Annotated in this window: 27 protein-coding genes and 6 pseudogenes; 17 read left to right on the top strand and 16 right to left on the bottom strand. The window is 58.7% G+C overall.

Annotation, left to right across the window (positions count from 1 at the left end):
- Positions 1–59: 59 nt before the first annotated feature.
- The 5 genes from moaB to ACR3EG_RS03745 form a co-directional block, all read right to left on the bottom strand.
- Positions 60–602, bottom strand: coding sequence for a molybdenum cofactor biosynthesis protein B (gene moaB / locus ACR3EG_RS03765; protein ID WP_209195381.1), 543 nt, complete (start codon positions 600–602; stop codon positions 60–62).
- Between the two features lie 6 nt (positions 603–608).
- A complete protein-coding gene (locus tag ACR3EG_RS03760) occupies positions 609–1,229 on the bottom strand; it encodes a LysE family translocator (protein WP_209195382.1) in 621 nt (206 codons plus the stop codon).
- Positions 1,226–1,825 (bottom strand): metallophosphoesterase family protein, encoded by a 600-nt coding sequence (locus ACR3EG_RS03755; protein ID WP_480483026.1) that lies wholly within the window; start codon positions 1,823–1,825, stop codon positions 1,226–1,228. Before ACR3EG_RS03755 ends, ACR3EG_RS03760 begins: the two co-directional genes overlap by 4 nt.
- Positions 1,825–2,583 carry a uracil-DNA glycosylase gene (locus ACR3EG_RS03750; protein WP_480483024.1) on the bottom strand — a complete coding sequence of 253 codons (759 nt, stop codon included), beginning with the start codon at positions 2,581–2,583 and terminating at the stop codon, positions 1,825–1,827. The genes ACR3EG_RS03755 and ACR3EG_RS03750 overlap by 1 nt, the downstream gene beginning before the upstream one ends.
- 79 nt (positions 2,584–2,662) lie before the next feature.
- Positions 2,663–2,980, bottom strand: coding sequence for a hypothetical protein (locus ACR3EG_RS03745; RefSeq protein WP_480483022.1), 318 nt, complete (start codon positions 2,978–2,980; stop codon positions 2,663–2,665).
- Between ACR3EG_RS03745 and ACR3EG_RS03740 the strand changes: the two genes are divergently transcribed.
- The 10 genes and pseudogenes from ACR3EG_RS03740 to ACR3EG_RS03695 all read left to right on the top strand — a co-directional run bounded on the left by ACR3EG_RS03740 (position 2,971) and on the right by ACR3EG_RS03695 (position 9,273).
- Positions 2,971–3,336, top strand: a complete 366-nt coding sequence (locus tag ACR3EG_RS03740; RefSeq protein WP_480483020.1) for a hypothetical protein — start codon at positions 2,971–2,973, stop codon at positions 3,334–3,336. The two genes, ACR3EG_RS03745 and ACR3EG_RS03740, sit on opposite strands and share 10 nt — an antisense overlap.
- A 59-nt stretch (positions 3,337–3,395) precedes the next feature.
- The gene (locus ACR3EG_RS03735) at positions 3,396–4,331 is read left to right on the top strand and encodes an aspartate carbamoyltransferase catalytic subunit (protein ID WP_480483018.1); all 936 of its coding nucleotides are present in this window, start codon (positions 3,396–3,398) and stop codon (positions 4,329–4,331) included.
- On the top strand, positions 4,328–4,846 hold the full coding sequence (locus tag ACR3EG_RS03730) for a hypothetical protein (RefSeq protein WP_480483016.1): 519 nt from the start codon (positions 4,328–4,330) through the stop codon (positions 4,844–4,846). The genes ACR3EG_RS03735 and ACR3EG_RS03730 overlap by 4 nt, the downstream gene beginning before the upstream one ends.
- Positions 4,831–5,216: pseudogene (locus ACR3EG_RS03725) on the top strand (hypothetical protein). Before ACR3EG_RS03730 ends, ACR3EG_RS03725 begins: the two are co-directional and overlap by 16 nt.
- On the top strand, positions 5,213–5,665 hold the full coding sequence (locus tag ACR3EG_RS03720) for a hypothetical protein (protein ID WP_480483014.1): 453 nt from the start codon (positions 5,213–5,215) through the stop codon (positions 5,663–5,665). The pseudogene ACR3EG_RS03725 and the gene ACR3EG_RS03720 overlap by 4 nt, the downstream one beginning before the upstream one ends.
- Positions 5,662–6,940, top strand: a pseudogene (pyrC, locus tag ACR3EG_RS03715) (dihydroorotase). The gene ACR3EG_RS03720 and the pseudogene pyrC overlap by 4 nt, the downstream one beginning before the upstream one ends.
- The gene (gene plsY, locus ACR3EG_RS03710; protein WP_480483012.1) at positions 6,940–7,545 is read left to right on the top strand and encodes a glycerol-3-phosphate 1-O-acyltransferase PlsY; all 606 of its coding nucleotides are present in this window, start codon (positions 6,940–6,942) and stop codon (positions 7,543–7,545) included. The pseudogene pyrC and the gene plsY overlap by 1 nt, the downstream one beginning before the upstream one ends.
- Entirely contained in the window at positions 7,542–7,811 is a 270-nt protein-coding gene (locus tag ACR3EG_RS03705; RefSeq protein WP_480483010.1) for a hypothetical protein, read from the top strand. The genes plsY and ACR3EG_RS03705 overlap by 4 nt, the downstream gene beginning before the upstream one ends.
- 195 nt (positions 7,812–8,006) lie before the next feature.
- A complete protein-coding gene (locus ACR3EG_RS03700) occupies positions 8,007–8,483 on the top strand; it encodes a YHS domain-containing (seleno)protein (protein ID WP_480483008.1) in 477 nt (158 codons plus the stop codon).
- A 256-nt stretch (positions 8,484–8,739) separates the two neighbouring features.
- Entirely contained in the window at positions 8,740–9,273 is a 534-nt protein-coding gene (locus ACR3EG_RS03695) for an outer membrane protein (protein ID WP_209195394.1), read from the top strand.
- Positions 9,274–9,323: 50 nt separating this feature from the next.
- Here the strand turns inward: ACR3EG_RS03695 and ACR3EG_RS03690 are convergent, their stop codons facing one another.
- Positions 9,324–10,307 carry a quinone oxidoreductase family protein gene (locus tag ACR3EG_RS03690; protein WP_480483006.1) on the bottom strand — a complete coding sequence of 328 codons (984 nt, stop codon included), beginning with the start codon at positions 10,305–10,307 and terminating at the stop codon, positions 9,324–9,326.
- A 192-nt stretch (positions 10,308–10,499) separates the two neighbouring features.
- Here ACR3EG_RS03690 and ACR3EG_RS03685 point away from each other — a divergent pair, with 192 nt between their 5' ends.
- Positions 10,500–11,357: a DUF2189 domain-containing protein gene (locus ACR3EG_RS03685; protein WP_480496653.1), complete on the top strand. Its 858-nt coding sequence runs from the start codon at positions 10,500–10,502 to the stop codon at positions 11,355–11,357.
- Between the two features lie 15 nt (positions 11,358–11,372).
- Here ACR3EG_RS03685 and ACR3EG_RS03680 read toward each other — a convergent pair.
- Positions 11,373–12,357, bottom strand: a pseudogene (locus ACR3EG_RS03680) (NAD(P)H-quinone oxidoreductase).
- Between the two features lie 55 nt (positions 12,358–12,412).
- On the bottom strand, positions 12,413–13,105 hold the full coding sequence (locus ACR3EG_RS03675) for a COQ9 family protein (protein ID WP_480483004.1): 693 nt from the start codon (positions 13,103–13,105) through the stop codon (positions 12,413–12,415).
- 111 nt (positions 13,106–13,216) lie between these two features.
- Between ACR3EG_RS03675 and rpsU the strand changes: the two genes are divergently transcribed.
- From rpsU to ACR3EG_RS03660, 3 genes and pseudogenes are all read left to right on the top strand, one after another.
- Entirely contained in the window at positions 13,217–13,423 is a 207-nt protein-coding gene (gene rpsU / locus ACR3EG_RS03670; RefSeq protein WP_005614280.1) for a 30S ribosomal protein S21, read from the top strand.
- 291 nt (positions 13,424–13,714) lie between these two features.
- Positions 13,715–13,858 (top strand): annotated as a pseudogene (locus tag ACR3EG_RS03665) (CAP domain-containing protein); the annotation flags it as partial.
- A gap of 44 nt (positions 13,859–13,902) precedes the next feature.
- Positions 13,903–14,685 carry a CAP domain-containing protein gene (locus tag ACR3EG_RS03660; RefSeq protein ID WP_480483001.1) on the top strand — a complete coding sequence of 261 codons (783 nt, stop codon included), beginning with the start codon at positions 13,903–13,905 and terminating at the stop codon, positions 14,683–14,685.
- A 51-nt stretch (positions 14,686–14,736) separates the two neighbouring features.
- Here the strand turns inward: ACR3EG_RS03660 and ppk2 are convergent, their stop codons facing one another.
- Complete coding sequence (ppk2, locus tag ACR3EG_RS03655; protein ID WP_480483000.1) at positions 14,737–15,654, bottom strand: polyphosphate kinase 2; 918 nt, start codon at positions 15,652–15,654, stop codon at positions 14,737–14,739.
- A gap of 122 nt (positions 15,655–15,776) precedes the next feature.
- Here ppk2 and ACR3EG_RS03650 point away from each other — a divergent pair, with 122 nt between their 5' ends.
- Positions 15,777–16,712 (top strand): CPBP family intramembrane glutamic endopeptidase, encoded by a 936-nt coding sequence (locus ACR3EG_RS03650; protein WP_480482998.1) that lies wholly within the window; start codon positions 15,777–15,779, stop codon positions 16,710–16,712.
- On the opposite strand, the gene ACR3EG_RS03645 is transcribed toward ACR3EG_RS03650, so the two are convergent.
- Positions 16,713–17,171, bottom strand: a complete 459-nt coding sequence (locus tag ACR3EG_RS03645) for an Lrp/AsnC family transcriptional regulator (protein WP_170353602.1) — start codon at positions 17,169–17,171, stop codon at positions 16,713–16,715.
- Between the two features lie 135 nt (positions 17,172–17,306).
- Between ACR3EG_RS03645 and ald the strand changes: the two genes are divergently transcribed.
- Positions 17,307–18,425 (top strand): alanine dehydrogenase, encoded by a 1,119-nt coding sequence (gene ald / locus ACR3EG_RS03640; protein ID WP_480482996.1) that lies wholly within the window; start codon positions 17,307–17,309, stop codon positions 18,423–18,425.
- Between the two features lie 182 nt (positions 18,426–18,607).
- Here ald and ACR3EG_RS03635 read toward each other — a convergent pair whose 3' ends face one another.
- A complete protein-coding gene (locus tag ACR3EG_RS03635; protein WP_480482994.1) occupies positions 18,608–19,369 on the bottom strand; it encodes a mechanosensitive ion channel family protein in 762 nt (253 codons plus the stop codon).
- 262 nt (positions 19,370–19,631) lie between these two features.
- Between ACR3EG_RS03635 and ACR3EG_RS03630 the strand changes: the two genes are divergently transcribed.
- Positions 19,632–20,330 carry a glutathione S-transferase family protein gene (locus ACR3EG_RS03630; RefSeq protein ID WP_480482992.1) on the top strand — a complete coding sequence of 233 codons (699 nt, stop codon included), beginning with the start codon at positions 19,632–19,634 and terminating at the stop codon, positions 20,328–20,330.
- Between the two features lie 40 nt (positions 20,331–20,370).
- Here the strand turns inward: ACR3EG_RS03630 and ACR3EG_RS03625 are convergent.
- The 5 genes and pseudogenes from ACR3EG_RS03625 to ACR3EG_RS03605 all read right to left on the bottom strand — a co-directional run.
- Positions 20,371–20,815 (bottom strand): annotated as a pseudogene (locus ACR3EG_RS03625) (YtoQ family protein).
- 69 nt (positions 20,816–20,884) lie between these two features.
- Entirely contained in the window at positions 20,885–21,247 is a 363-nt protein-coding gene (locus ACR3EG_RS03620) for a phenylalanine--tRNA ligase subunit beta-related protein (protein ID WP_480947617.1), read from the bottom strand.
- 45 nt (positions 21,248–21,292) lie between these two features.
- Positions 21,293–21,785 (bottom strand): annotated as a pseudogene (locus tag ACR3EG_RS03615) (phenylalanine--tRNA ligase subunit beta); the annotation flags it as partial.
- Positions 21,786–21,868: 83 nt separating this feature from the next.
- On the bottom strand, positions 21,869–24,070 hold the full coding sequence (gene pheT / locus ACR3EG_RS03610; protein WP_480482990.1) for a phenylalanine--tRNA ligase subunit beta: 2,202 nt from the start codon (positions 24,068–24,070) through the stop codon (positions 21,869–21,871).
- A 348-nt stretch (positions 24,071–24,418) separates the two neighbouring features.
- On the bottom strand, positions 24,419–24,709 hold a 291-nt coding region (locus tag ACR3EG_RS03605), incomplete at its 5' end, for a hypothetical protein (protein WP_480482988.1).

Below are 24,709 nucleotides of genomic sequence, written 5' to 3'. Positions count from 1 at the left end.
TGGGCGGCCAAAAATGCCAAGCCACAAAGCGGTTACGAACAGTTGAACGTGCGACCAGTCTACTTCCGTCGCAGATGTTCGTCCAATCTTGGCATTATTTCCACGAAATTGCAGGGACGGTGGCGGTAGTCGAACTGCTTTTCCAGGATCGCGTCCCAAGCATCCTTGCAGGCGCCGGGGCTGCCGGGCAATGCGAACAGATAGGTGCCGCCGGCCACGCCCCCAGTGGCGCGGGACTGAACGGCCGAGGTGCCGATCTTCTCCATCGACACGATCGTGAACACTGTTCCGAAGGCTTCGATCTCTTTCTCATAGACGTCCCGATGCGCCTCGACCGATACATCGCGCCCGGTCAGACCAGTGCCACCGGTCGAGATCACAACGTCGATATCGGGATTGGCGACCCAGTCGCGCAACTGATCAGCAATCTGAGCGCGCTCATCACGGATGATCTTGCGGTCCGCCACCAAATGGCCAGCCTTTTCGATGCGGTCTACCAGTGTCTGCCCCGAGCGGTCCTCGTCCAGCGAGCGGGTGTCCGAGACGGTCAGAACAGCGATCCGTACCGGAATGAAGTCTTTGGTTTCGTCAATGCGTGACATCTTGCGTCAGGCCCTTTCCATGATGGCAAGCCGGATGGCGAGGGCGGTGAAAATCCCTCCTGTCACCCAGCCCATGATACGCGAGGCGCGCGGGTTCGAGATCAGAACCTTGCCCGCGCCACCGGCAAACACCCCGACCAGGCCGTTCACCACGAACCCGCCCAGCGCGATCACCACGCCAAAGATCAGAAATTGCGGCAGGATCGGACCAAGGGCCGGGTTTACGAATTGGGGGATAAAGGCAAGCACGAACAGGATCACCTTGGGATTGGTCAGGTTCACCACCATGCCATCCCTGAACGCGTGATGTGCGGGTCTGGTGGGGGCGTCTGCAGAAATGGCTCCGTTTCGGATCGCGCCCCAGGCCAGATACAGCAGATAGGCCACGCCCATCCAGCGGATCACATCAAACAGCCACGGCAGCGCTGCCACCGCAGCGCCCAGCCCCAGCCCGGCCAGAAGGACATGCACCATCAGCCCGACCGAGACGCCAGCGCTGGCCACCAAGGCCGGTTTAGACCCCGATTTCAGACCCTGCCCGAAACAGAACATCATATCCGCGCCCGGTGTGAAGTTCAGCGCCAAAGCCGCAGGGATAAAGGCAAGCAGAGTGACTGTTTCGATCATGCTTCAACCTCGAACCAATTCACCCGCGGCCCTAGATTGGCAACCTGAGTGCGTCCCAGCGTGCCACGATAGCCCCAGCTGTCGTGAATGTGCCCGTGCAATGACATCTGCGGTTGCAACCGTTCGATCGCGTTTCGCACCGCAGTCGACCCCACCGCATCATCGGTCGAGGTCACATCGCCATAGCCTTTCGGCGGGGAATGCGTGATCAGAACATCCGCCCCTTCGCACCGGTCCAGCAACTCGGCGGCCTCGCCCTCGGACAGGTCGCAGGACCAGTCGCCGAATGGCGTCGGCGGCACGCCATAGCCCAAACCGAACAGGCGCAACCCATCTACACTCATGCCTGTCCCGTGCAGGACGTGCACGCCATGCGGCGCGGCCTGTGTCAATTCCTCGGCGCTTTCGGCATTGCCGGGCACCAGAACCAAGGGCGCGGCGATGCCAGACAGCATCTGCATCGCCTCGTCCAAACCCTGTCGCATGTTACAGAAGTCTCCGGCCCCGATCACCAGAGCGGCCGTGTCGCTGGCCGCGACCAGTTCGGCGGCGCGGTTGCGGGCCATATGCAGGTCGGAAAAGGCCAGAATGCGCATCACTTGCCCTCCAACCGGGTTTTCAGCTCCAGCAAATCTGCCCAGGCTTGCCGTTTGGCTTGTGGCTGGCGCAGCAGATAGGCGGGGTGGAACATAGGGATCACCGGTAGGTTCATCGCCTGATCCCAGTGACCGCGCAGTCGGGTGATGCCGCGTTTGCCCAGCACAGCCTGACAGCTGATATTGCCCATGACCACCAGAACCTCGGGCTTGGCCAAGGCCACGTGCCGTTCCAAAAACGGTTTCATCATCCCGATCTCCTCGGGCTTGGGATCCCGGTTTTGCGGAGGCCGCCATGGCAGCACATTGGTAATGTAGACGTTCTTGTGACGATTCAGATCAATCGCGGCTAACATCCGGTCCAATAACTGACCCGCGCGACCGACAAAGGGTTTACCTTCGCGATCTTCCTCGCGACCCGGAGCCTCGCCGATGATCATCACTCGCGCCCCCGGCGTGCCATCGGCAAACACCAACTGCCGCGCACCGCGCTTCAGCTCGCAATGGTCAAACGCCTCCATGGTTGCGCGCAATTGATCCAGCGATCCCGCGCCTTGAGCCGCAGCTTTGGCCACCGCAACCGGATCGACCTGTTTGGGTTTTTCCGGCGCCGCCTGCGCCACAGGTTTCTTGACCTTGGGCGCGGTGTCAGGCAACGCGTAGCGGTCTATCGGCACATCCCCGATAGACTCGGTCGCGCCCAGTTCGATCTGCCAGTCCAAAGGCCGCGCCGTGTGATAATCCAAAGCCGATTCCATGCCTCACAATCTAACCAGCTTTTGACCGAGGGAAAGCGAATAGCACTTGATCGACCCGGCAACCGGGCAGACCATGGCCCTATTCATGCCGAGCCTTATTCGATTCTTTCTGGTCATCTTCCTGCTGATCCCCATCGGCACCCCTAGCTTTGCGCAGGTAAACGACCGTTTCGGCGTTCAGAACCGAGGTATCCAAGATCGCAACGGCTTCCAACAGCGCAACCGTGTCCAGAACCAATGCCGCGCGGGGCAACTCAGATGTGGGCGGAATTGCTGCCCCGTTGGACAACGCTGCAGTTTTGACGGAAACTGCATCCCGCCCGGTGGCACCTATTGCGGCGGCGGCTTTTCCTGCGGTCCATTTGAACGCTGCGTCGGCAATCGCAGATGCGCCCAAAGGGCGAAAACAAGTGCCGGTCCAGTCTGGACTGCCCCAGCGGCACCTCTTGCAACGGGCGTGGCGAATGCGAGGCAATCCAGCTGGAATTCACTCTGCCCCGGCCAAAATGCGACGATGGCCGCACCTGCGCCAGCGGCACAAGCTGCCTGCCCGGCGGTGGATGCACCCGCCCCGGCTGGTTCCTGTGCGAAGAAACCGGATCGCAATGCCGGCAGGGGTTCAAATGCTCGGCCAATCAGGGCTGTGTCCCGGTCAAGGCCGTCGATTGCGGCAACGCCAAATGGTGCAAACCCGGCGAGCAATGCCTGCCCGAAGGCGGATGTGAGAAACTGCCCGAAGGGTCCGATCCTTAGGTTGCCTTGGCCCGCGCGGCTTCTTATAAGCGGCTCGATTGTCAGACCGGAGCCCGCCCATGCGTTTTGCCCATCGTCACCTTCTTGGCATCGAGCATCTGTCACAATCCGATATCACTGCGGTTCTTGACCTAGCCGAGACCTATGTCGACATGAACCGCCAGTCGACCAAGCATTCCGACGTGCTGTCAGGGCTGACGCAGATCAACATGTTTTTTGAGAACTCGACCCGCACGCAGGCCAGTTTCGAACTGGCGGGCAAGCGGCTGGGCGCGGATGTGATGAACATGGCGATGCAGGCCAGCTCGATCAAAAAAGGGGAAACCCTGATCGACACGGCGATGACGCTGAATGCGATGCATCCCGATCTTCTTGTGGTGCGGCACCCGCATTCCGGCGCGGTGGACCTGCTGGCGCAAAAGGTGAATTGCGCCGTGCTGAATGCGGGCGACGGCAAGCACGAACACCCCACGCAGGCGCTGCTGGACGCGTTGACCATCCGCCGCGCCAAGGGTCGTTTGCACCGTCTGAACATCGCGATTTGCGGGGACGTAGCGCATTCGCGTGTGGCACGGTCGAACCTGATCCTGCTGGGTAAGATGGAAAACCGTATCCGCCTGATCGGCCCGCCGACGTTGGTGCCTTCGACCTTTGCCGAGTTCGGGGCCGAGATTTACGACGACATGAACGAAGGTCTGAGGGACGTCGACGTCGTGATGATGCTGCGCCTTCAGAAAGAGCGGATGGATGGCGGCTTTATCCCCTCGGAGCGCGAATATTACCACCGCTACGGGCTGGATGCGGCAAAACTGGCGCTGGCCAAACCCGACGCCATCGTCATGCATCCCGGCCCGATGAATCGCGGCGTGGAAATCGACGGCACGCTGGCCGATGACATCAACCGGTCCGTCATTCAGGAACAGGTCGAGATGGGCGTCGCCGTCCGCATGGCGGCGATGGAACTACTAGCCCGCAACCTGCGCGAGGCCGCATGAGCGACCTGACCGTTGCCCCTCATGAACGCGGTGTGATCCGCCTGTTCACGCTGGACATGCGCCCCGAAGAGGCAAAGTTCCTGCGCGAACCCGGTGCCGCCGATCAGGTTCTGGGGGTCGATAGTCTGGATGCCGAACAGATCGACATCTTTCCGGTCTCAGACCTCGAAGACCTTGGGCTCTATGGATATTTGCATGAAGGCGGCGGTGTGTCTGAGGATCAGCTAAACCGCACAATGCTGGATGCTATCGAAGGCTGGGTCATGGCCGTCCGCAGCGCCGCCTTTCACGGCCCAGCCACGACACTGAACCCCGACCCACGGGTTCGCCTGCTGGGGCTATACACTGAAGAGGCAACAAACTGGACCGGCAGCGTGATCGAGACCGAAAGCGCCAAGACCTTCTCGGCGCCCCAGAACCCCGTAGAAAACAACGCACCGCGCCGCATCGGGTCCGCGATCCTGGCGGTGATCGCCCTGCTTATTGTCGGAGGTGCCCTATGGCTGATCCTGTAGTCTTCACGCCGCATCGAAGTGCCTATATCCAGACCAACCTGACCCTTGCTGCTATCGCGATGGCCGGGGCGATGATCGTGTTGTGGCTGGTCGGAAACCTTATGTCTGGACCGGCGCGCCCGCCGGTCTGGCCGCCATCGGGTTTCGCGCGTGGTATCTGGCCTCGGAAGAGCTGACAAACACGTGGGAGATGTCGGACACCACCCTCACCGGCCCCGGCCCACGCACCATCGCCCTGAACCAGGTCGACGCCGTCAACACGATGGGCAGTTTCGTGCAGGTTGTCACCAAAAGCGGCGACAAGCACCTGATCAAGTACCAAGCCGACCCCGCCGCCACCAAAGCCGCCATCGAAAGGGCCATGGGATGAGCGACGACTGGTGGCGCAAGAAAATACCCGACACTGAACAGGTGCTGTGGCATGGGCGGCCTTATCAGGGGTACTTTCCTCCGCGCCTGAGATGGGCATATGGCATTTTAATTGCCTGTCTTGCGCTCGGTTGGATTGCCAGCCCTTGGTTTGCGGAGACTATGCGCGACTATTGGAAGCTAATCGGATGCACGCTGTTACTGGCGTTTTTCATGTGGTGGGAACGGTTAATCCGCACGCGGCGCGTCTATGTTGTGACCAATCGCAACGTCTGGTGGATCAGCGGGATTTTTAAAGCAAAATCTCTCTCCATTCATCCCGACCTGAAATTCTATCGCAACGGACACAACATCGTGTTTTCGCAACTGCGTTTCCTGGTATTCGAATACCTCCCCGACCCGGACGCCGCCATGGAAGCCCTGACCAAAGCCCGAGAGGCCCAGACATGACCGCCCAGATTTTCACCAATGCCCGACTGATCGACCCAGAGGCGGGAACGGACACCCTCGGTTGGCTACTGATTACAAACGGTCAGATAAAGGACCACGGCAAAGGCGCAGCCCCGACAACGGACGCGCAGATGATCGATTGCGGCGGGCATTGCCTCGCCCCTGGCATCGTGGATATCGGCGTCAAGGTTTGCGAGCCAGGCGAACGGCATAAGGAAAGCTATAAATCTGCAGGTCTGGCCGCCGCCGCCGGGGCGTGACCACTATCGTCACCCGACCTGACACCAGCCCAGCGATCGACACGCCGGAAACGCTGGAGTTCGTTACCCGCCGCGCACAAGCAGATGCGCCGGTGCATGTTCTGCCTATGGCCGCCCTGACCAAAGCCCGCGAAGGTCGCGAGATGACCGAGATCGGCTTTCTGCAAGACGCAGGTGCCGTGGCCTTTACCGATTGCGACCACGTGATCGCCAACACCAAGGTATTTTCCCGCGCGCTGACCTATGCGAAATCCTGCGGGCGCTGGTAATTGCGCATCCGCAGGAGCCCGGCCTCAGCGCCGGAGCGGCCGCTACCAGCGGCAAGTTCGCCGCGCTGCGTGGTTTACCTGCCGTTTCGCCCATGGCTGAGCGCATGGGGTTGGACCGTGATATCGCCCTGCTGGAAATGACTCGGGCCAAATACCACGCCGATCAGATCACCACCGCCCGCGCCCTGCCCGCGCTGGAACGCGCCAAACGCAACGGGCTGGACATCACCGCAGGCACATCGATCCACCACCTGACGCTGAATGAGTTGGACGTGGCCGACTATCGCACCTTCTTCAAGGTAAAGCCGCCGCTGCGGTCCGAGGATGACCGGCAAGCTGTGATCGAAGCGGTGCGCACTGGGCTGATCGACATCATCAGTTCGATGCACACGCCACAGGACGAAGAAAGTAAACGCCTGCCCTTTGAAGAAGCGGCATCGGGCGCAGTGGCGCTTGAGACGTTGTTGCCTGCCGCACTGCGCCTTTACCATGCCGAACAGCTTGATCTTCCGACCCTGTTCCGGGCGATGGCTTTGAACCCTGCAAAACGGCTGGGTCTGGATAGTGGTCGATTGACCGAGGGCGCACCCGCCGATCTGGTCCTGTTCGACCCGGATATGCCTTTTGTGCTGGATCGTTTCAGCTTGAAATCGAAATCGCAGAACACTCCGTTTGACGGCCAGCGGATGCAAGGTAAGGTCACGGCAACCTATGTCGCAGGCCAAGAAGTATACCGGAGACCCTGATGCCCCCCATTGACAGTTCCACGGCCCAACTGATCCTTTGGGCCGCGCTTGGTTATTTGATGGGGTCGATCCCCTTTGGCATGATCATCGCCAAGGTGATGGGGCTGGGAAATCTGCGCAATATCGGCTCGGGCAATATCGGCGCGACCAATGTTTTGCGCACCGGGAACAAGCGCGCCGCTGCGCTGACCTTGATCTTTGACGCGGCCAAAGGCGCGGTCGCCGTCCTGCTGGCGCGTGCACTGGCCGGAGAAGACGCCGCTCAAATCGCCGCCCTGGCCGCTTTTCTGGGTCACTGTTTCCCTGTCTGGTTGGGGTTCAAAGGCGGCAAAGGGGTCGCAACCTTCCTTGGGCTGTGGCTGGCACTGGATTGGCGCGTCGGTATCGCCTGTTGCCTGACATGGTTGTTTGCCGCAGCAGTCTGGCGAATCTCGTCTTTGGCAGCTCTCAGTGCTGCCGCGATGTCGACGATTTGGGTGATGTTCCTGACCAATGGCACGGCGTTTGGGTTGGGTGTGGCCCTGACTTTGCTGGTCTACTGGCGTCACGGGGCAAATATCGCCCGCATCCGGGCCGGAACGGAACCCAAAATCGGAAAATCTTGACCGCGCTGGCGCCGTTCCTGACGGCGGTTTTCCGCATCCCGCTTGGAACGTCAACTGGGCGCAGCCACGGGCGTCGCTATGTCGTGAGCCGAACCGCGCTGGCAGGCGGAAAATCCATAAAGCTGGTAGCACACGAGCTTGGTGGGACCGATTACATCAGCCTGAACCTGTACATGACGGCAAATAGTGGTGCATTGCTGCGCCCGTGTGAGATGCCGGCTGATAAAGTGATTGAATTCGTTGTTGGTTTTGCGCCCGATCCTTAGGCTCTACTCTGCATATTTGCACAAAACCTATTCTATTACGCACAATCACAATTGATTGTTTTGAACGTGATCACAGCATTACCCACTTCGGTGTCGTGACGGCCAATTACCGACCGCACGGAACAAAATCGACAGGGTCACTCAGGCACAATTCAGGGTGTCGTCCGGTGGCTCAATTCACGAAAGGTGAAAACCATGAACAAGATCAAATCCCTCATCGGCGGCGTTGCGCTGTCTGTAGCAGTTGCAAGCACGGCGATGGCCGCAGGCGTTGACCTGAACGCAAGCTCGACCGGTCTGGCGCTGCAGGGTTATGACCCGGTTGCCTACTTCACCGTTGGCGAAGCCACCAAAGGCGACTACCGCATCACCACGCTGCACAACGACGCTTTGTATCGCTTTGCAAACGAAGAAAACAAAGTCGCGTTTGAAGAAAACCCCGAAGCGTACCTGCCCGCATATGGCGGCTACTGCGCATTCGGCACCGCGATGGGCTTCAAGTTTGACGGCGACCCGAACTACTGGAAAATCGTTGATAACAAGCTGTACCTGAACCTGTCGGCCGACATTCAGGAACGCTGGGAAGGCGACATCCCGGGCTTTAACGAGCGTGCGGACACCAACTGGAAAGACATTGCCGACAAAACTCCGGCAGAACTGCAGGCGCAATAATCCGCCTACGCACTCCAACACAACGGCGGCAGAGCATTCTGCCGCCGTTTTTCTTTTGTTTTTAATTCACTCGCATACTTTCCCTAACCGCCTCTGCTTCGGATTGTCCGGAATGCCCGCGCTGCAGATGACCGCGTCGACTTTCCACTTTCATCCGTGAATGATCCAGCCTCTCGCTCAAACGTATTCAGTTATGTGAGCGCACGATCATCCGTAGGTCGGCACAAAAAACCAATTTGAGGGAAAGGAACACAATATGAATAAACGTCTTTTAGCAGCGGCAGGCATTGCATTTCTGGCCGCAGGATCCGCTGCTGCGCAGTCTTCTGGCAACTGGACGGGCTTCTACGGCGGTCTGCAGGTTGGTTATGCCGATATCGACACCAACGTCTCTGGCATCGACGGAGACGGCGCGATCGGCGGTATCATTCTGGGTTATGATTACGATCTGGGGGATTGGGTCGTAGGTGGCGGCTTCGACTATGACTGGACCGATGTTGATCTGGGTGGCGCAGCCACGGTCGAGGATGTGTGGCGCATCAAGGCCCGTGCGGGCTACAAGGTCACGTCAGTGGGTTTGCTTTATGGCATCGGCGGATATGCCGAGGCTGGTACCGACAATCTGAGCAGCGATAATGGTTGGTTTATCGGTGCTGGTTACGAACATATCGTGGCACCAAACGTCAGCATTGGTGGAGAAATCCTGTATCACGAGTTCAACGATTTCAATTCATCCGGCGTTGATGTCGACGCCACGACATTTCAGGCCCGTGCGGCCTATCGGTTTTGATTTAACGCCCCAGAAACGGTCCCGACACACGTCGGGACCTTACTACCAGACTACAGCTCCAAAACCGTACTTCCTGTCGTCTGACGGGCTTCAAGCGCGCGATGGGCGTCGGCGACCTGCTCAAGCGGAAAACGCTGGTCGATGTGGATTTTCACCTCATTCCCCTGCACCTTGTTGAACAGGCGCCGCGCCATGGCCTGACAGACAGCGTGATCGGCGGTGTGAGTAAACAAAGTCGGTCGCGTAATCTTGAGCGAGCCTTTCTTGGCCAGAATGGCGATATCCATCAACGGCACCGGCCCCGAAGCATTGCCAAAGGAAATCATCATACCCAGAGGTTTCAGGCATTCCAGAGAGCCGGCAAATGTCTGCGCACCAATCGAATCCATCACCGCATCGACGCCCTTGCCACCTGTGATGTCGGCGACCCGCTCGGCAAAATTCTCGGTCCGGTAATTGATGCAGTGTGTCGCCCCGTTGAACTGAGCCAGACTGCATTTTTCATCTGTTCCAGCCGTACCGATCAGCTTGATCCCCTCGGATTTGGCCCATTGGCACGCAATCAGCCCGACACCACCGGCGGCGGCGTGGAACAGAACGGTGTCACCCCGTTTCAGCGGGGTCGTGCGGTGAAACAGATACTCGACCGTCATCCCCTTAAGCATCATGGCCGCAGCCGCATCAAACGAAATATCATCAGGCAAAGGGCAAACCTGTGCGGCCGGCATCACGCGCGCCTCGCAATAAGCACCAGAGGGGTTAGCCGCATAGGCTGCGCGTTGGCCCGGTTGCAGATGGGTGACGCCTTCGCCCACCGCTTCGATCACACCAGACGCCTCCATTCCCAATGCGTGCGGCAAGTCCATCGGATAGAGACCGGTCCGCTGATAGACATCAATGAAGTTCAATCCACAGGCTTGATGACGAATGCGAACTTCGCCCGGTCCAGGATCGCCTATCGGACGGTCTTCGATCTTCAGAACCTCGGGGCCGCCGTGTTCGTGAATGACGACGGTACGTGCCGTTTTCTGCATACTCACCTCCTGTAACCTGGGGCCAAGCTAACACGCCTGCGATCCAGAGCAATCGGCACAAGCAGGTCCAAGGCAACCCAAACGCAAAAATTATGCTATACTGGCGCTTGAGCGTTGCCGGCTGGTCCGGCCAAAGGCAACTCGTACCGGATCATCTTTGCGGCGCTGATAGGCAAACGCGAGGGGATGACGATGGTCAGGACGATAGGAAATCCGATCAGCTGGGCGGCCCAAACGCTGGGAGCCACCGGTGATCATGTTGCAGAGAACGTCACCGGAATTGGTGGCGCTGGGACACCCAAAATGCCCAAGGTTCAGACGCTGAGCTTTAGTGACCTCTGGGCGTGTCTGCGAGCGGGCTCGGAAGACTTTATGGAAACCCGCGCAGATGCGGTCTTCGTGGTATTGATCTACCCTCTGGCGGGCTTGCTGATGTTCGGGTTAGGCCTGAACCGGAATATGATACCTTTACTGGCCCCCCTGATCGCAGGTTTCGCATTGATCGGGCCTGTGGCGGCCGTGGGTCTTTATGAAATCAGCCGAAAACGCGAGCAAGGGGCCGAAGCCCATTGGCTGGATGCACTTGGCGTATTCCGGTCACCCTCGTTCGGGGCCATTCTGACACTGGGCTTCTATCTGGTGGTGCTTTTGCTGATCTGGTTGATGGTCGCGCAGAGCATTTATGTTCAGACATTGGGTCCTGATCTACCGACCTCGTTCAGCACCTTCTTAACCCAAGTCTTCACAACAAAGGCAGGCTGGGTCATGATCCTGTCTGGCATCTTGGTCGGGTTCTTCTTCGCCCTCGTCGCACTGGCCACAAGCGTGATCAGCTTCCCCCTGCTTCTTGACCGCAAAGTCGGGGTGCCGCTTGCCGTAGTAACATCAGTTCGCGTTCTGCGGCACAACCCATCGGTCATCCTGACCTGGGGTCTGGTTGTGTCCAGTGCGTTGATACTGGGCGCGATCCCGATGTTACTGGGGTTGATTGTTGTCATTCCGGTTCTGGGCCACGCCACATGGCACCTGTATCGCTGCGCCGTGACCTGAACCGGAAGACGGTGCCTAGCCGCCGATCTTAAGAACGATCTTGCCGATATGACCCGAGCTTTCCATCCGCGCGTGGGCCGCTGAGGCCTCGGCCATGTCAAACTCGCTGTCCATCACCGGGGCAATCTTGCCCGAATCCAGTAGCGGCCAGACCGCCTCGCGCAGGTCTTGGGCGATTTTGGCCTTGGCCAGATCGGATTGCGGACGCAAGGTGCTACCGGTCAGGGTCAAGCGTTTCACCATCATCATGGCAAAGTTCAGCTCGACCTTGGGGCCCTGCAGGAAGGCGATTTGAACCAGCCGCCCATCCTCGGCCAGAGCTTTGACGTTGCGCGGGATATAGTCACCGCCCACCATATCGAGGATCAGGTTCGCCCCGCCCTCGGCCCGCATGACTGCCACGAAATCCTCTTCCCGGTAATTGATCGCCTTCTCGGCCCCCAGTTTCTCGCAAGCGGCGCATTTCTCGGCCGATCCGGCAGTGGCAAAGACCCGTGCGCCAAAGGCATTTGCAAGCTGGATCGCCGTTGTTCCGATCCCGCTGGAGCCGCCGTGAACCAAAAACCGCTCGCCTGCTTTCAGACCGCCGCGTGTGAAGACATTGGACCAGACGGTAAAGAAGGTCTCGGGCAGACACGCGGCCTCTTCCAGGCCCATACCCTCTGGCACCGGCAAGCAATGGGCAGCGGGCGTAGCAACGTATTCGGCATAGCCGCCGCCGGGCAACAAGGCGCAAACCTGGTCACCAACTGAAAGCCCTTGAACGCCAGAACCTAGGGCTACGACCTCACCCGATGCCTCAAGCCCCGGCAGATCGCTGGCACCCGGAGGAGGATCATACGCACCCGCCCGCTGCAGCGCATCCGGACGGTTTACCCCGGCATAGGCCACCTTTAGCACCACCTGACCCGCAGCAGGCTCAGGCACCGGTCGGTCCGTTATCTGCAGAACCTCGGCCGCCGGGTTTGGTGATTTCTACAGCGCGCATTGTCTGGGTCATGGGCAATTCTCCTTTGCCCAATGCCTAACAGGCGAAATCAGAAAGGCCCAGACGCTTACTTGCGCGGGTTCAGCATTCCCGGCAGATCAGCCCGCATCTTCATCGGAGCTTTAACCTGACCTGCCAACCAATTCGGCACCGCAAGAAAGGGCTTGAACAGTGGGTTGCCATTCACCTGCGCCTTGAGCTTTTCGAACTGCATGACGTTGTCGATGCGGCGGTCCAGAAACTCCCACGTTCTCTGCTGGTCAGACGAATCATCCCCCAGCCAAAACAGCACGGTCGAGGAATAGACCCCCGACAACGTCGCCCGCTTGGTGTACCAGTTCACATCGTCCGATGTATCGCCAAGCGTGTCCCAGATCAGATCGCAGGTCTGCCACATCGCCTTGGCCCCATCAGCCGCGTGCATCGGCAAAGAAAACAGCGTCATCCCACGACGCACGAGTTCCTTGTCCTCTACCGCCTGAAGACGGAACCGGACAGCAGCGGCGATCCGGTCACGGAATTTCAGATCGCTCAGATCTTCGGTTTTCAGACGCTCTGCCATCGCCGCGTCCCCGCGGGCATGAAAAGCCAGGGCCATATCAACCGCACCACGAGGACAGATCGACCGTGCCAGCGTTTCATCAATACCGCAGTCACTGATGGCCATGCGAAAGCTGGTTTCCGACCAGCCATCAAACGGCACATGGGCCAGCATAGCGTCCAAAAGCTGGGTTTTGGCATCTTCGTAGGATATGGTCATGGCGGTTCTCCGGGTTCTGGCACCAGTACTAGACAAGTTAGAGCGGCTTTGCTATACGGCCACCTCCTGCAATTTCCTTGCAACTCTATCTAGAAAGGTGGTGACAACCACATGCAGGTTAGTGTTCGCGACAATAACGTCGATCAGGCGCTTCGTGCCCTGAAGAAAAAGCTGCAGCGCGAAGGCGTGTTCCGTGAAATGAAGCTTAAGCAACATTTCGAGAAACCGTCCGAGAAAAAAGCGCGCGAGAAAGCTGAAGCGATCCGCCGTGCCCGTAAACTGGCACGTAAGAAAGCACAGCGCGAAGGTTTGCTCTAAGCACCTGAAGCTCGTCCAGCTTTGGATGACACTATTTGACGACCCCCGAGGCCCCGCCCGGGGGTTTGTCGTTTTTAAGAGGGATTTCGCCGGTCCCGCCGCTTGACGATCGCAACAACTCGCCGAGACATTGATTTGCCATTTTCTCGGCGTTATCAAGCGCGGCGAATCTCTGTTTCGGTGCGCCCTCCCGCCGAAATGCGCCGATCTTTCCGACCTCACTGTTCATGTCTTTTGCCGGTTCTTTAAGTGGGTCTGTCCATTCGGACACAACACCTTAAGGAGGCAAAAATGTCTGCAGCAAGTCAAGTAGAACGGGAAATGCTGGCGTTGATCAACCAAGAGCGTACGTCCCGTGGCTTGGACCCATTACAGCTTGAAACGCAGCTCAACGATTCGTCGGAAGATCACAGCAGCTGGATGCTGGATACGGACACGTTCAGCCACACCGGGTCAGGGGATCAAGCGCCACCCAGCGGATGCAGGCGGCCGGGTTCGATCTTGAAGGCAGTTGGCGAACTGGCGAGAATATCGCCTGGCAATCAGAGCGCGGCGCGCCGGGGATCAGCGACGACGTGGCGCAACTGCACCAGGGCCTGATGAATAGCCCCGGTCATCGCGCGAATATTCTGAATCCTGATTTCAAATATATCGGCATCGGTATCGAGACCGGCGATATGCAGGGTTCTGACGCCGTGATCGTCACGCAGAACTTTGCCACAACTGATGCGGCAGTCATGCTGGACAGCGGCGGCACTGCCATGACGCCTACCCCACCTGCAGAGCCAGACCCCGCACAGCCCGATACTGATGTGACCGAGACCGAAGACCCGGTCACCGAACAGCCGGACACTGACGTCACAGAAACGGACACTCCTTCTCCGGAGCAGCCGGATACTGACCTTACCGAAACCGACGACCCAGCCCCAGAACAGCCGGGTACTGACGTCACCGACAACGACGATCCGGCCCCTGAACAGCCAGACACCGAAGACGCTGATGCAGATTGCTTCGATGTTGCGGCCTTTCTTACTGAACTAGACGCATTCATTCAGCAGCTAAAAGAAGATTTCGATCAATTCGCGTGGAATGATGACGACATGACCCCGCCTGAGACCCAGGACGACATGGATTTCGTAATAGCAGATGATTCAGTCTTGGTTGCAGACGAACTAATCTGTCCCGAGATGACGTCTGGCGGAGCCGAAGACTTCTTTTCGCTCACCTTCTTCAACGTCGATTGCATGATGGACGCGGTCTGACGCCCCAACCTGATGCGAAGCAGATCGCTGCTTCGCATCCTTTCGGACCGATCAGTATATTTTTGGCACGTGCAATTCGTCCGGCAGAACACGGCGTTCGTATTCCGGGTTGTACTTGCGATCCGGCAGGTTGACCTTTTCCTGCGGTACATCCGTGTAGGGGATCTTGGTCAACAGGTGTTCGATACAGTTCAGACGCTCACGCTTTTTGTCATTGCCTTCGACGATATACCATGGCGCTTCCGAGATATTGGTGCGGAATAGCATGTCTTCTTTGGCCTTAGTGTAGGCCTCCCACCGGATACGAGATTCCAGATCCATCGGCGACAGCTTCCACTGCTTCATCGGATCGTGGATGCGCATGAGGAACCGCAACTGCTGCTCTTCATCGGTGATCGAGAACCAGTATTTCAGCAAAATAATGCCCGAACGCACCAGCATCCGTTCAAATTCGGGAACGTCCTGAAAGAACTGTTCAACCTGATCTTCGGTCGCAAAGCCCATGACCCGTTCGACACCCGCGCGATTGTACCATGACCGGTCGAACAGCACGATTTCGCCCGCTGCAGGCAGGTGCGGAACGTATCGCTGGAAATACCACTGGCTTTGTTCCCGACGGCTTGGCGCGGGCAGAGCAACGACACGCGCAACCCGCGGGTTCAGGCGCTGCGTGATCCGCTTGATCACGCCCCCCTTGCCCGCGCTGTCGCGGCCTTCGAACAGGATACAAACCTTGGCACCCGTGTGCTGCACCCAATCCTGCACTTTGATCAACTCGGCCTGAAGACGCAGCAGGTTCCGGAAATAGACCTTGCGGTCCAGCATTTCGGGGTGCTGATCCTTGTAGATCTTGCGGATTTCCATCGACAACATGGGCTCGCTGAACTCGATCTCGAAATCTTCGTCCAGCGTGTCTTCCAGCTCGGCCTCAAGCCAGTCTTTCGAGGCGTCGTTATATTCGTCAGCCAAGGTCTGCTCCTTACAAATTCCCGGGTTCGGACCGTATCGGGCGCATGTAACCGCCTGATGTCATCGGATGAATTGATGAAGGTCTTTTCCTAAGCCTAACAGCTTACGGCGACAAGATCACTGTGACGCAAATCCGCAGCCCGTTCACTGTTGAACTGTCTTGCCAGAACGCGCCCAACCACGGCATCAAGGCGCAAACCGAACTGCAAAGGCGCGACTTTGACCCATTTTTTCGCATTTCTGCCCACGATCTGGCCGTGGCTTTTGCTGATCGCCGCCATGGTCAGCACCGTATCAGGCAAACCAGCATTGGGTATGGGACTGTTGGGGGTTTTAGAGCGGTCTCGCTGACACTGGGGCTGGTTACGCCGATCGCCGCAGGGGTGGTCACTGTCGGTTTTGCAGGCGCGTTGATACTGCGCAACCTGTCCGGGATGTGGGCCGCGCTTGGCCATATTGCACTCGTCATATGGTGCATCGCGCTCGGAGCGCATCTGGTCCCGGGATTTCACAACCTTCTGGTCCTTGATCAGGTTCAATCTGGCCCTTTAAGTCGCGATTTCACGATGTACTTGAACCTGGACAAGCCCATGGTGCTGTTCACCGTCGCTTTGGCGTGGCCCGGCATGATTGGTGGGGCTGTGGCACTGCGCAAAATCCCGTTGGCAGTTGGTTTCGCCTTACTGCCTGCGCTGTTGGCAGTGGGTTCGGCCGTCAATGCCATCCGCCCCGAGATCAGCCTGCCCCATTGGTGGGTGATCTTCGCGCTGTCCAATCTCTTCCTGACTTGCCTGACGGAAGAGGTGTTTTTTCGCGGCTATTTCCAATCGTTGATCTCTTCCCGTTTTGGCGCGGGTCTGGGGATAGCTGCTGCAAGCCTTCTGTTTGGTTTGGTTCACGCCGGCGGAGGACCGGCATTGGCAGGTTTCGCGGCTATTCTGGGCGCGGCTTGCGGGCTGGGTTACTATGCAACCGGACGTCTGTGGGTTCCTGTCCTCATGCATTTCGGCTTCAACGCCGCGCACCTGGTACTGTTCACCTATCCCGGACCGGCCTGATCAAACCGGTAATGCCGTGGTTTTGAACACGGTTCGAAGCGCAAACGAACTTTGCATCTGCGCCACACCGGGTAGTCGCGACAAGTATTGCCGATGGATGCGGGCAAAGTCCTCGGTGTTTTCAGCGACGACTTTCAGTATGTAGTCCGCCGTTCCCGCCATAAGGTGACACTCCAAAACATCCGGAATACGGGCAACGGCCTTTTCGAAGGCATCCAGAACCTCTTCGGCCTGTCCTTGCAGAGTGATCTCGACAAAGACGGTCGTCGGCACATTCATCTTGCGCGCATCCAACAAGGCAACGTAGTTGCGAATAAAGCCCTCGGATTCCAACCGTTGCACCCGTCTGTGGCAGGCCGAAGGCGACAAATTGGCCTGTTCGGACAGTTCTGCATTCGACATCCGACCGTTTCGTTGCAATGCCGCCAGAATCTTTCGATCTGTCGTATCAATGGCCATCTGCGCAATCCTTTGCAAGTTATGGCCAAAATACCGAAAATTTTTCGGAATTAAAGCGTTCACACGGGCAGAGTTTCACAGAAATTGCGCGCAAAGTTGCCCATTATTTAAGCAGTTTACAAACGGAGAGACCAAATGAAGATCGGTTGCCCCAAAGAAATCAAACCGCAGGAGTTCCGCGTCGGAATGACCCCGAACGCTGCGCAAGAAGCGGTCGCGCGCGGCCACGAGGTGATCATTGAAACCGGAGCCGGTCAGGGTTCGGGTTTTGACAATGCCGACTACGTCGCAGCCGGAGCGCGCATTGTCGACACCGCAGCCGAAGTTTTCGCCACTGCCGACATGATCGTCAAAGTCAAAGAACCGCAGGCAGGCGAACGCAAGATGCTGCGCGAGGGACAACTGCTGTTTACCTATCTGCACCTTGCACCGGACCCTGACCAGACCCATGACCTGCTTGCTTCGGGTTGTACGGCTATCGCGTACGAGACTGTTACGGACGCCAATGGGGGGCTGCCTTTGCTTGCACCCATGTCCGAGGTTGCAGGTCGCCTCGCCCCGCAGGTCGGGTCGTGGACCCTGCAGAAGGCCAATGGCGGACGCGGTGTTCTGATGGGCGGCGTTCCCGGAGTTGGTCCAGCGAAAGTTGTTGTGATTGGCGGTGGTGTCGTGGGAACACATGCCGCCAAGATCGCCGCGGGGATGGGGGCAGACGTGACGGTTCTTGACCGGTCGCTGCCGCGCCTGCGCTATTTGGATGACGTGTTTGGCGGGACGTTCAAGAACCAATACTCGACAGCCGGCGCAACGGCCGAGCTGATCCAATCCGCCGACATGGTGATCGGCGCGGTGCTGATCCCCGGTGCGGCTGCGCCAAAGCTGGTGACCCGCGCGCAACTTTCTACCATGAAACCCGGAGCAGTCCTTGTCGACGTTGCGATTGATCAGGGTGGGTGTTTTGAGACGTCGAAAGCGACGACCCATGCCGAACCGATCTATGATGTTGATGGCATCATGCACTATTGCGTCGCCAACATGCCCGGAGCTGTCGCCCGCACATCGACCATCGCGCTTGGCAACGCCACCATGCCCTTCATGCTGGCGTTGGCCGACAAAGGCTGGAAACAGGCCTGTCAGGACGACCCTCATCTGATGGCCGGACTGAACATACATGCAGGTAAGCTGACCTACTACGCCGTCGGCAAAGCACTCGGGATCGACGTGGTGTCCCCCAACGTCGTCATCAAGGCTTAAGATACTCCCGCTGAAAGCGCCCTCTGACGAGTGCGTTTACAGCGTTGGCGTAGCGCCGCGCTGATCGCGCGGCGCGGTCGAACCTCTGACCAACGTTGCAACAACGAAAAAGCGCCGCGCGATCAGCGCGGCGCCACCAACCGGAAAAAGGCATTCCAATGCCCGTATGACGGGCGGGAGCGTTATGCCTGTTTTTGAATCTCGACCGAATGCGGATAGGGAATCGATACACCCTTGGCATCGAACGCTTCTTTAACGGCCTTCGTGATTTCAAACTTCACGTCCCAGTAATCTGCAGCGGCACACCACAGCCGCGCCGTCAGATCAACCGAGCTGTCGCCCAGATTGGTCACACGCACCCACGGTTCAGGATCGTTGTGAATACGATCATCGGCCTTGGCCACATCCAGAATGATCTGCATCGCCTCATCAGCGCTGTCGCCGTAATCAATCCCGAAAACCAGGTCCACGCGTCGCGTGTCATGGGCCGAATAGTTGGTGATCACCGTTCCCCAAGCCTGCCCGTTGGGAACAATGATCTGCACGTTATCCGGCGTCACCAATTCGGTCGTAAACAGGTTCAGGTCCTGTACCGTCCCAGCAGTACCGCCGATATCCACATATTGACCCAGCTTGTAAGGCCGGAACACCACCAGCATCACGCCCGCCGCCAGATCGCTGAGCGTCCCTTGCAGCGCCAGACCGATAGCCAGCGATGCCGCACCCAAAATGGCGACAATACTTGTGGCCTCAATCCCGAAAATCCCCAGAACGGCGACCAGAACCATCGCCAGGATAGCCCATTTCACAAGGCTGGCCATAAAGTTGCCGAGAGTCGGGTCAATCTGCGGGGTCGCGTTGATGCGCCGGCGCACCATACCGCCTATCGCACCGGCCACGATCCAGCCCAAAATCAGAACAATCAGTGCCTTGACTGCATTCATAATAAGCGGAGCAAACGCTCCAACTTGCGTTACAACCTCGTCCACACGTCTCTCCTTATGCGAGCTATGCAAAACCCGCGACACGCGCGCGGGATACACAAGATTGTGAGCGAGAATGCGCCTCTGGTCTAGGTGCGGAATGACCTGGTTTTCCCCTCTGTTGCGAAATGCACAAGAACTGACCGGGAATGCACAGGTGCTCTACTGGTAACACATTTAGTCAGTGCTTACCTCAACTCGGAACCTTTTACAGGAGCGCACCATGCTTGACACCGCAACTCATCCAATTACCGGCCGCTGGCCTGCCCAGACACCCGACAGGTTGCAGCTTTATTCCTATCCAACGCCAAACGGTGTCAAAGTTTCGATCATGCTGGAAGAGATTGGCCTTCCTTACGAGGCACATCTGGTCACACTCGCAGATTCAGATGTCAAAAGCCCCGAGTTCCTGTCGCTGAATCCAAACAACAAAATTCCTGCGATTATTGACCCCAACGGCCCGGATGGCGAGGCTGTATCCCTGTTCGAGAGCGGCGCAATCCTGCTATATCTGGCAGAGAAAAGCGATCAGTTGATGGGCGCGACCGCAGCGGACAAAGCCCGCGTGACGCAATGGCTGATGTTCCAGATGGGTGGCCTTGGCCCGATGTTCGGTCAGCTTGGCTATTTCCACAAATTCGCCGGTAGCGAGATCGAAGACCCTCGCCCCCGCGAACGTTACATCAACGAAGCCAAGCGCTTGCTCAATGTGCTAAACACACAGCTTGAAGGGCAGGAATGGATCGCGGGCAGCTATTCAATTGCCGATATCGCCATTGTGCCGTGGCTGCGAGGCTTGGACTATTACGGTGTGAAAGAGCTGCTTGGATGGTCTGATTTCGCCAACCTTCAGCCATATTTGGACCGCTTTCTGGACCGCCCAGCGGTCCAGCGCGGATTGGTTATCCCTGCGGCTAGCTAAGGCAGATCGGGGGCGAGGCATTGCCCCGCCCCATCGACCGCTATCCGGGCAGTTGCCCGGTCAGAACATAGCGCAGAACCTCGACCACCTGCGCGGGGTGCTCGGCCACGGCCAAAGCTGCGGCGTCGACCCTTTCAGCGCGTGCTGATGGTCGGGGCCGTGCAGCACGATCAGGATTTGCCCAGAGCGGCAGCGTACCCTGCGTCGAAGGCCGCATTCCACTGCTTGTACTTCTCGCCAAAGCGGACCACGACCACATCCGCATCCGCGATCCCCTTACGGGTGCGGATCGCGTTGACCATCGCGCCCTTGTGATCGTGCCAGTATTTGTTCGGCTCAGCCCCCAGAATGGCCACGCCGCAATCGTCGCTGGCCGCGTGGTCGGTCACAGGGCTGTTAAAGGTGATTTCCAGCCCCTGCGCGCCTTCGATGATCTGGTCGCGCCAATCGGTGTGAATCTCGCCCGAGAGGTAAACGTTCAGCATGTCTTGCTCCTCCTGAAATGAAAAAGGGGCGCGTCCGGCCCCTTTTGTCTTGTTATCGTGCCCCACCGATCAGCCGCGCAGAACACCGCCCGTGGCCTTGGACACTTTGGCGATGATCTTCTGACCAACCGCCTCGATATCCTCTTCCTTGAGGGTCTTGTCCGTCGGTTGCAGACGTACGGTGATGGCCAGCGATTTCTTGCCCTCACCCAGGCTGCCACCGATGAATTCATCGAACACGCGTACATCGTCGATCAGCGCCTTATCCGCGCCTGCCGCCGCGTTCACCAAGGTCAGAGCTTCGACATCCGCATCAACCACAAAGGCAAAGTCACGTTCCACCGCCTGCAGATCGCGCAGTTCAAGCGCCGCGCGGGTGGCCCCGGATTTGCGCGGCAGAGGCACTTCGTCCGGCCAGATGGTAAAGGCCATCGCCGGACCCTTGATATCCAGCGCTTGCAGGATGCGCGGGTGCAGTTCACCAAACACGCCCAGCACCTTTTTCGGACCCAGGCAGATTTTGCCATGACGGCCCGGATGCCACCACGCATCACCATCGCGCAGGACCTGCACCTTCGCGGGCGCTCCGATCGCGGCCAGTACGGCCTCGGCATCGGCTTTGACGTCAAACACATCTACCGCGCGCGGCCCCGTGCACATCTTTGGGACCATCGCGGCCCACCAGCAGACCAGTGATCTGGGTTTTCTGGTTGCCGGGCTCACCGCCGTGGAAAACAGGGCCAACCTCGAACACGGCAACATCGGCAAAGCCGCGCGCCTGATTGCGGGCGGCCGCCTGCAGCAGGCCGGGCAGCAGATCGGGGCGCATATGGCTCATTTCCGAGGAAATCGGGTTTTCTAGCTGAGTCGCTGCATCGCCACCGCCGAACAGCGCAGCGGACGCCTGATCAATGAAGGTATAGGACACACATTCATTGTAGCCCAGCGCCGCGCAGGTCCGGCGGGCCATCGACTGACGGCGCTGCGTCGGTGTCATCACCGCCTTGGGGATGCCATCGGTCACTCGCGGCAGCGGTTTGCCCTGCAGCTTGGTCAGCGAGGCAATCCGCGCAACCTCTTCCACCAGATCGGCCTCGCCCATGACATCGGGGCGCCAGCTGCCACATGGGCCATCTCGCCTTCAAGGCGGAAACCCAGACGGGTCAGGGTCTGGCGCTGTTCGCTTTCGGGTATCTCCATCCCGACCAGCGACTGCACCCGCGCCGCATCCAGCTTGTAGGCGCGCGCGTGGTTCGGGGCCTTCCCGGCCTCAACAACCGAGGATACCTCACCGCCGCAGATATCCAGAATCATCTGGGTCGCCTGCTCCAGCCCCTCACGGGTGAATTGCGGGTCAACGCCGCGTTCAAAGCGGTAACGCGCGTCCGAGTTAATCTTCAGCGCACGGCCTGTCAGGGCGATCTGCACGTGATCCCAGAAGGCGCTTTCAAGGAAGACATTGACCGTCTCATCGGTACAGCCGGTTTCCTCGCCGCCCATGATACCCGCGATAGATTCTGCACCCTTGTCGTCCGAGATCACCATCATACCGCGCTGCAGGGTGTATTCCTTCTCATCCAGCGCCACCAGCGTTTCACCACCCTTGGCGCGGTGGACCCGCAGGTTACCCTGCACTTTGTCGGCATCAAACACGTGCAGCGGGCGGTTCTGGTCGAATGTCATGTAGTTGGTGATATCCACCAACGCCGAAATGGGACGCAGACCGATGGCTTTCAACTGATCCTGCAGCCATTGCGGGCTGGGGCCGTTCTTGACGCCCCGGATTACACGACCGGTGAAATGCGGCGCGCCGTCCAAGGTGTCGTCGTCAATCGTCACCTTGATCGGGCATTCGAAATCGCCGGGCACTGGCGCGTGGATATGCTCTTTCAGCGTGCCAACCCCACGCGCTGCCAGATCACGAGCGATGCCAGCCACACCCAACGCATCGGGGCGGTTCGGCGTGATCGCAATCTCGATCATCGGATCGACCTTGGACGGGTCATTCTCGGCCAACCAGTCGACGAAGCGATCACCGACCTCGCCCGAGGGCAGTTCGATAATGCCATCATGCTCGTCCGACAACTCCAGCTCACGCTCGGAGGCCATCATGCCAAAGCTTTCGACGCCCCGGATCTTGCCGACGCTGATCGTTATATCCAGACCGGGGATATACATGCCCGGTTTGCAAACCACGACAGTGATGCCTTCGCGCGCGTTGGGCGCGCCGCAAATGATCTGCAGATCGCCCTCATCGGTTTCCACCGTGCAAACGCGCAGCTTGTCGGCGTCGGGGTGCTTTTCTGCGTGCTTCACATGGCCCAACGTAAAGCCCGCCAGCCGGTCCGCCGGGTTCACGATCTCTTCGACCTCTAGCCCGAGGTCGGTCAGCGCCTCGGCCATCTCATCAACCGACGCGTCCGTGTCGAGGTGGTCTTTCAGCCAGGACAGAGTGAATTTCATTGCTCGGGGCCTTTTTTGGCAGATATCCAGTCGGCACAGGCAATGACAAAGAATGCGCCAAGGTGCGCGCTGCGCGTCACGGATAGGTGCGGCCCAAAAGCTCGTCCAATTGCCGCCCGATCCAGCCATGGGGGATAAATGCCCGCCCGGATGCGTGTCCAGCGTCACCTGCCCGCGTGCGCAATCGGTCCACTCCACCCGGCTGAGGGTCAGGATCGGCACCACGCTCCAATCGCCGCGCGGGGTGGCATCGTGGCACTCATACGCCGCCCGCCACAGCGCCACCGGATAGGTCGTGTCGCCATTGGTGCCATAAGGGAAATCCATCACCGTATCGCTAAGGCCGTGCACATGGCGCGCCTCGCGCGGGGCTTCGGGGCAGTCCTCGGTCTGGCGGATGCTGCCCGCAACGGCCAGCAGGGCGGCAACGTCATTGCCCGACTGGCACACATAGCGCCACGCCATCGCGCCGCCGAAGGAATAGCCCGAAACGTAGATACGTTCAGGATCAACTGGATAGCGCTTAGCCACATCCTCCAGCACCGCATCGGCAAAGGGCACGTCGCGCGTATCCGAGGTCCAGAAATCCCAGCTACCCAACCCGTTCGGGGCCACCAGCAACACGCCGCGCAGCTTGGTCGCGCCTGCGATGCGCTGATGGTTCACCACGACAGCGCCTGCCGCGCCCAGCCATGGAAATGCAACAACACGGGCAGAGGGTTTTCCCGTCCCAACTCTCGGGCTCCAGCACATGATATGAGCGATCGCCGAGATCGCAGGCGGTGTCGCCATGGCAATCGGATTTCCATGGACCCATGGCAAACGCAGGGGTTGCGGTCAGCAGCAGGAAAAGCAGTCGGTAAATCATAGGCCGGAGCCTAGCTGCCTGACGCGGACTGTCACGTCACAACCCTGTGGGAACCTGTAACACGCGCGGATTTCGGCCTTCCGTACAGAGCGCAAGCCGCGCTGTCGCCAGACCGCGGGGTGGCGATCTTCGGCTGTGCTGCGCACTTTATGCCCGCCAAATCCGCGTACTGTACGAGCGTTGCGCTTACGGAGACAAATCGCCAGCCCGTGCGGGCGGTGATAGCGCGCGCCGGCGGCCCGGCCTTGCTCCGCGCTGTACTTTCCCGACAACTAGTTTTGAATTGGCAGAGTTTTTTGGATGTCTTCCACAGACAAAGAAGTAGTGTCGAAAACATCTCGACGCATGTCCGTTAAGGCAGAAGCAAGAAGATATTTAAACTTAGCCATGTCACGCTGAACCATAGGCCCGGATGTATCCGCAGCATATTCCGCGAATTCATTCACACTCTTCAGAACCTGGTCAGAGGCGAGCAAAGACAACTCCATACGGAGAGTATTGTAGTGATCCAATCCGCCTTCATTATCTATCCGCATAAATGAGCGCATGAAGTTTAGGTAAAC

The sequence above is a fragment of the Ruegeria sp. AM7 genome (genome assembly GCF_056535965.1).
Note: the sequence above shows the minus strand (reverse complement) of the source record. Positions and strands in the feature narration are given on the sequence as shown.

Coding starts and splice junctions, on each gene's coding strand:
- moaB (WP_209195381.1), bottom strand. CDS start 602: ATGTCACGCATTGACGAAACCAAAGACTTCATTCCGGTACGGATCGCT.
- ACR3EG_RS03760 (WP_209195382.1), bottom strand. CDS start 1,229: ATGATCGAAACAGTCACTCTGCTTGCCTTTATCCCTGCGGCTTTGGCG.
- ACR3EG_RS03755 (WP_480483026.1), bottom strand. CDS start 1,825: ATGCGCATTCTGGCCTTTTCCGACCTGCATATGGCCCGCAACCGCGCC.
- ACR3EG_RS03750 (WP_480483024.1), bottom strand. CDS start 2,583: ATGGAATCGGCTTTGGATTATCACACGGCGCGGCCTTTGGACTGGCAG.
- ACR3EG_RS03740 (WP_480483020.1), top strand. CDS start 2,971: ATGCGCCCAAAGGGCGAAAACAAGTGCCGGTCCAGTCTGGACTGCCCC.
- ACR3EG_RS03735 (WP_480483018.1), top strand. CDS start 3,396: ATGCGTTTTGCCCATCGTCACCTTCTTGGCATCGAGCATCTGTCACAA.
- ACR3EG_RS03730 (WP_480483016.1), top strand. CDS start 4,328: ATGAGCGACCTGACCGTTGCCCCTCATGAACGCGGTGTGATCCGCCTG.
- ACR3EG_RS03720 (WP_480483014.1), top strand. CDS start 5,213: ATGAGCGACGACTGGTGGCGCAAGAAAATACCCGACACTGAACAGGTG.
- plsY (WP_480483012.1), top strand. CDS start 6,940: ATGCCCCCCATTGACAGTTCCACGGCCCAACTGATCCTTTGGGCCGCG.
- ACR3EG_RS03700 (WP_480483008.1), top strand. CDS start 8,007: ATGAACAAGATCAAATCCCTCATCGGCGGCGTTGCGCTGTCTGTAGCA.
- ACR3EG_RS03695 (WP_209195394.1), top strand. CDS start 8,740: ATGAATAAACGTCTTTTAGCAGCGGCAGGCATTGCATTTCTGGCCGCA.
- ACR3EG_RS03690 (WP_480483006.1), bottom strand. CDS start 10,307: ATGCAGAAAACGGCACGTACCGTCGTCATTCACGAACACGGCGGCCCC.
- ACR3EG_RS03685 (WP_480496653.1), top strand. CDS start 10,500: ATGGTCAGGACGATAGGAAATCCGATCAGCTGGGCGGCCCAAACGCTG.
- ACR3EG_RS03675 (WP_480483004.1), bottom strand. CDS start 13,105: ATGACCATATCCTACGAAGATGCCAAAACCCAGCTTTTGGACGCTATG.
- rpsU (WP_005614280.1), top strand. CDS start 13,217: ATGCAGGTTAGTGTTCGCGACAATAACGTCGATCAGGCGCTTCGTGCC.
- ACR3EG_RS03660 (WP_480483001.1), top strand. CDS start 13,903: ATGCAGGCGGCCGGGTTCGATCTTGAAGGCAGTTGGCGAACTGGCGAG.
- ACR3EG_RS03645 (WP_170353602.1), bottom strand. CDS start 17,171: ATGGCCATTGATACGACAGATCGAAAGATTCTGGCGGCATTGCAACGA.
- ald (WP_480482996.1), top strand. CDS start 17,307: ATGAAGATCGGTTGCCCCAAAGAAATCAAACCGCAGGAGTTCCGCGTC.
- ACR3EG_RS03635 (WP_480482994.1), bottom strand. CDS start 19,369: ATGAATGCAGTCAAGGCACTGATTGTTCTGATTTTGGGCTGGATCGTG.
- ACR3EG_RS03630 (WP_480482992.1), top strand. CDS start 19,632: ATGCTTGACACCGCAACTCATCCAATTACCGGCCGCTGGCCTGCCCAG.
- ACR3EG_RS03620 (WP_480947617.1), bottom strand. CDS start 21,247: ATGGCCTTTACCATCTGGCCGGACGAAGTGCCTCTGCCGCGCAAATCC.
- pheT (WP_480482990.1), bottom strand. CDS start 24,070: ATGGCGACACCGCCTGCGATCTCGGCGATCGCTCATATCATGTGCTGG.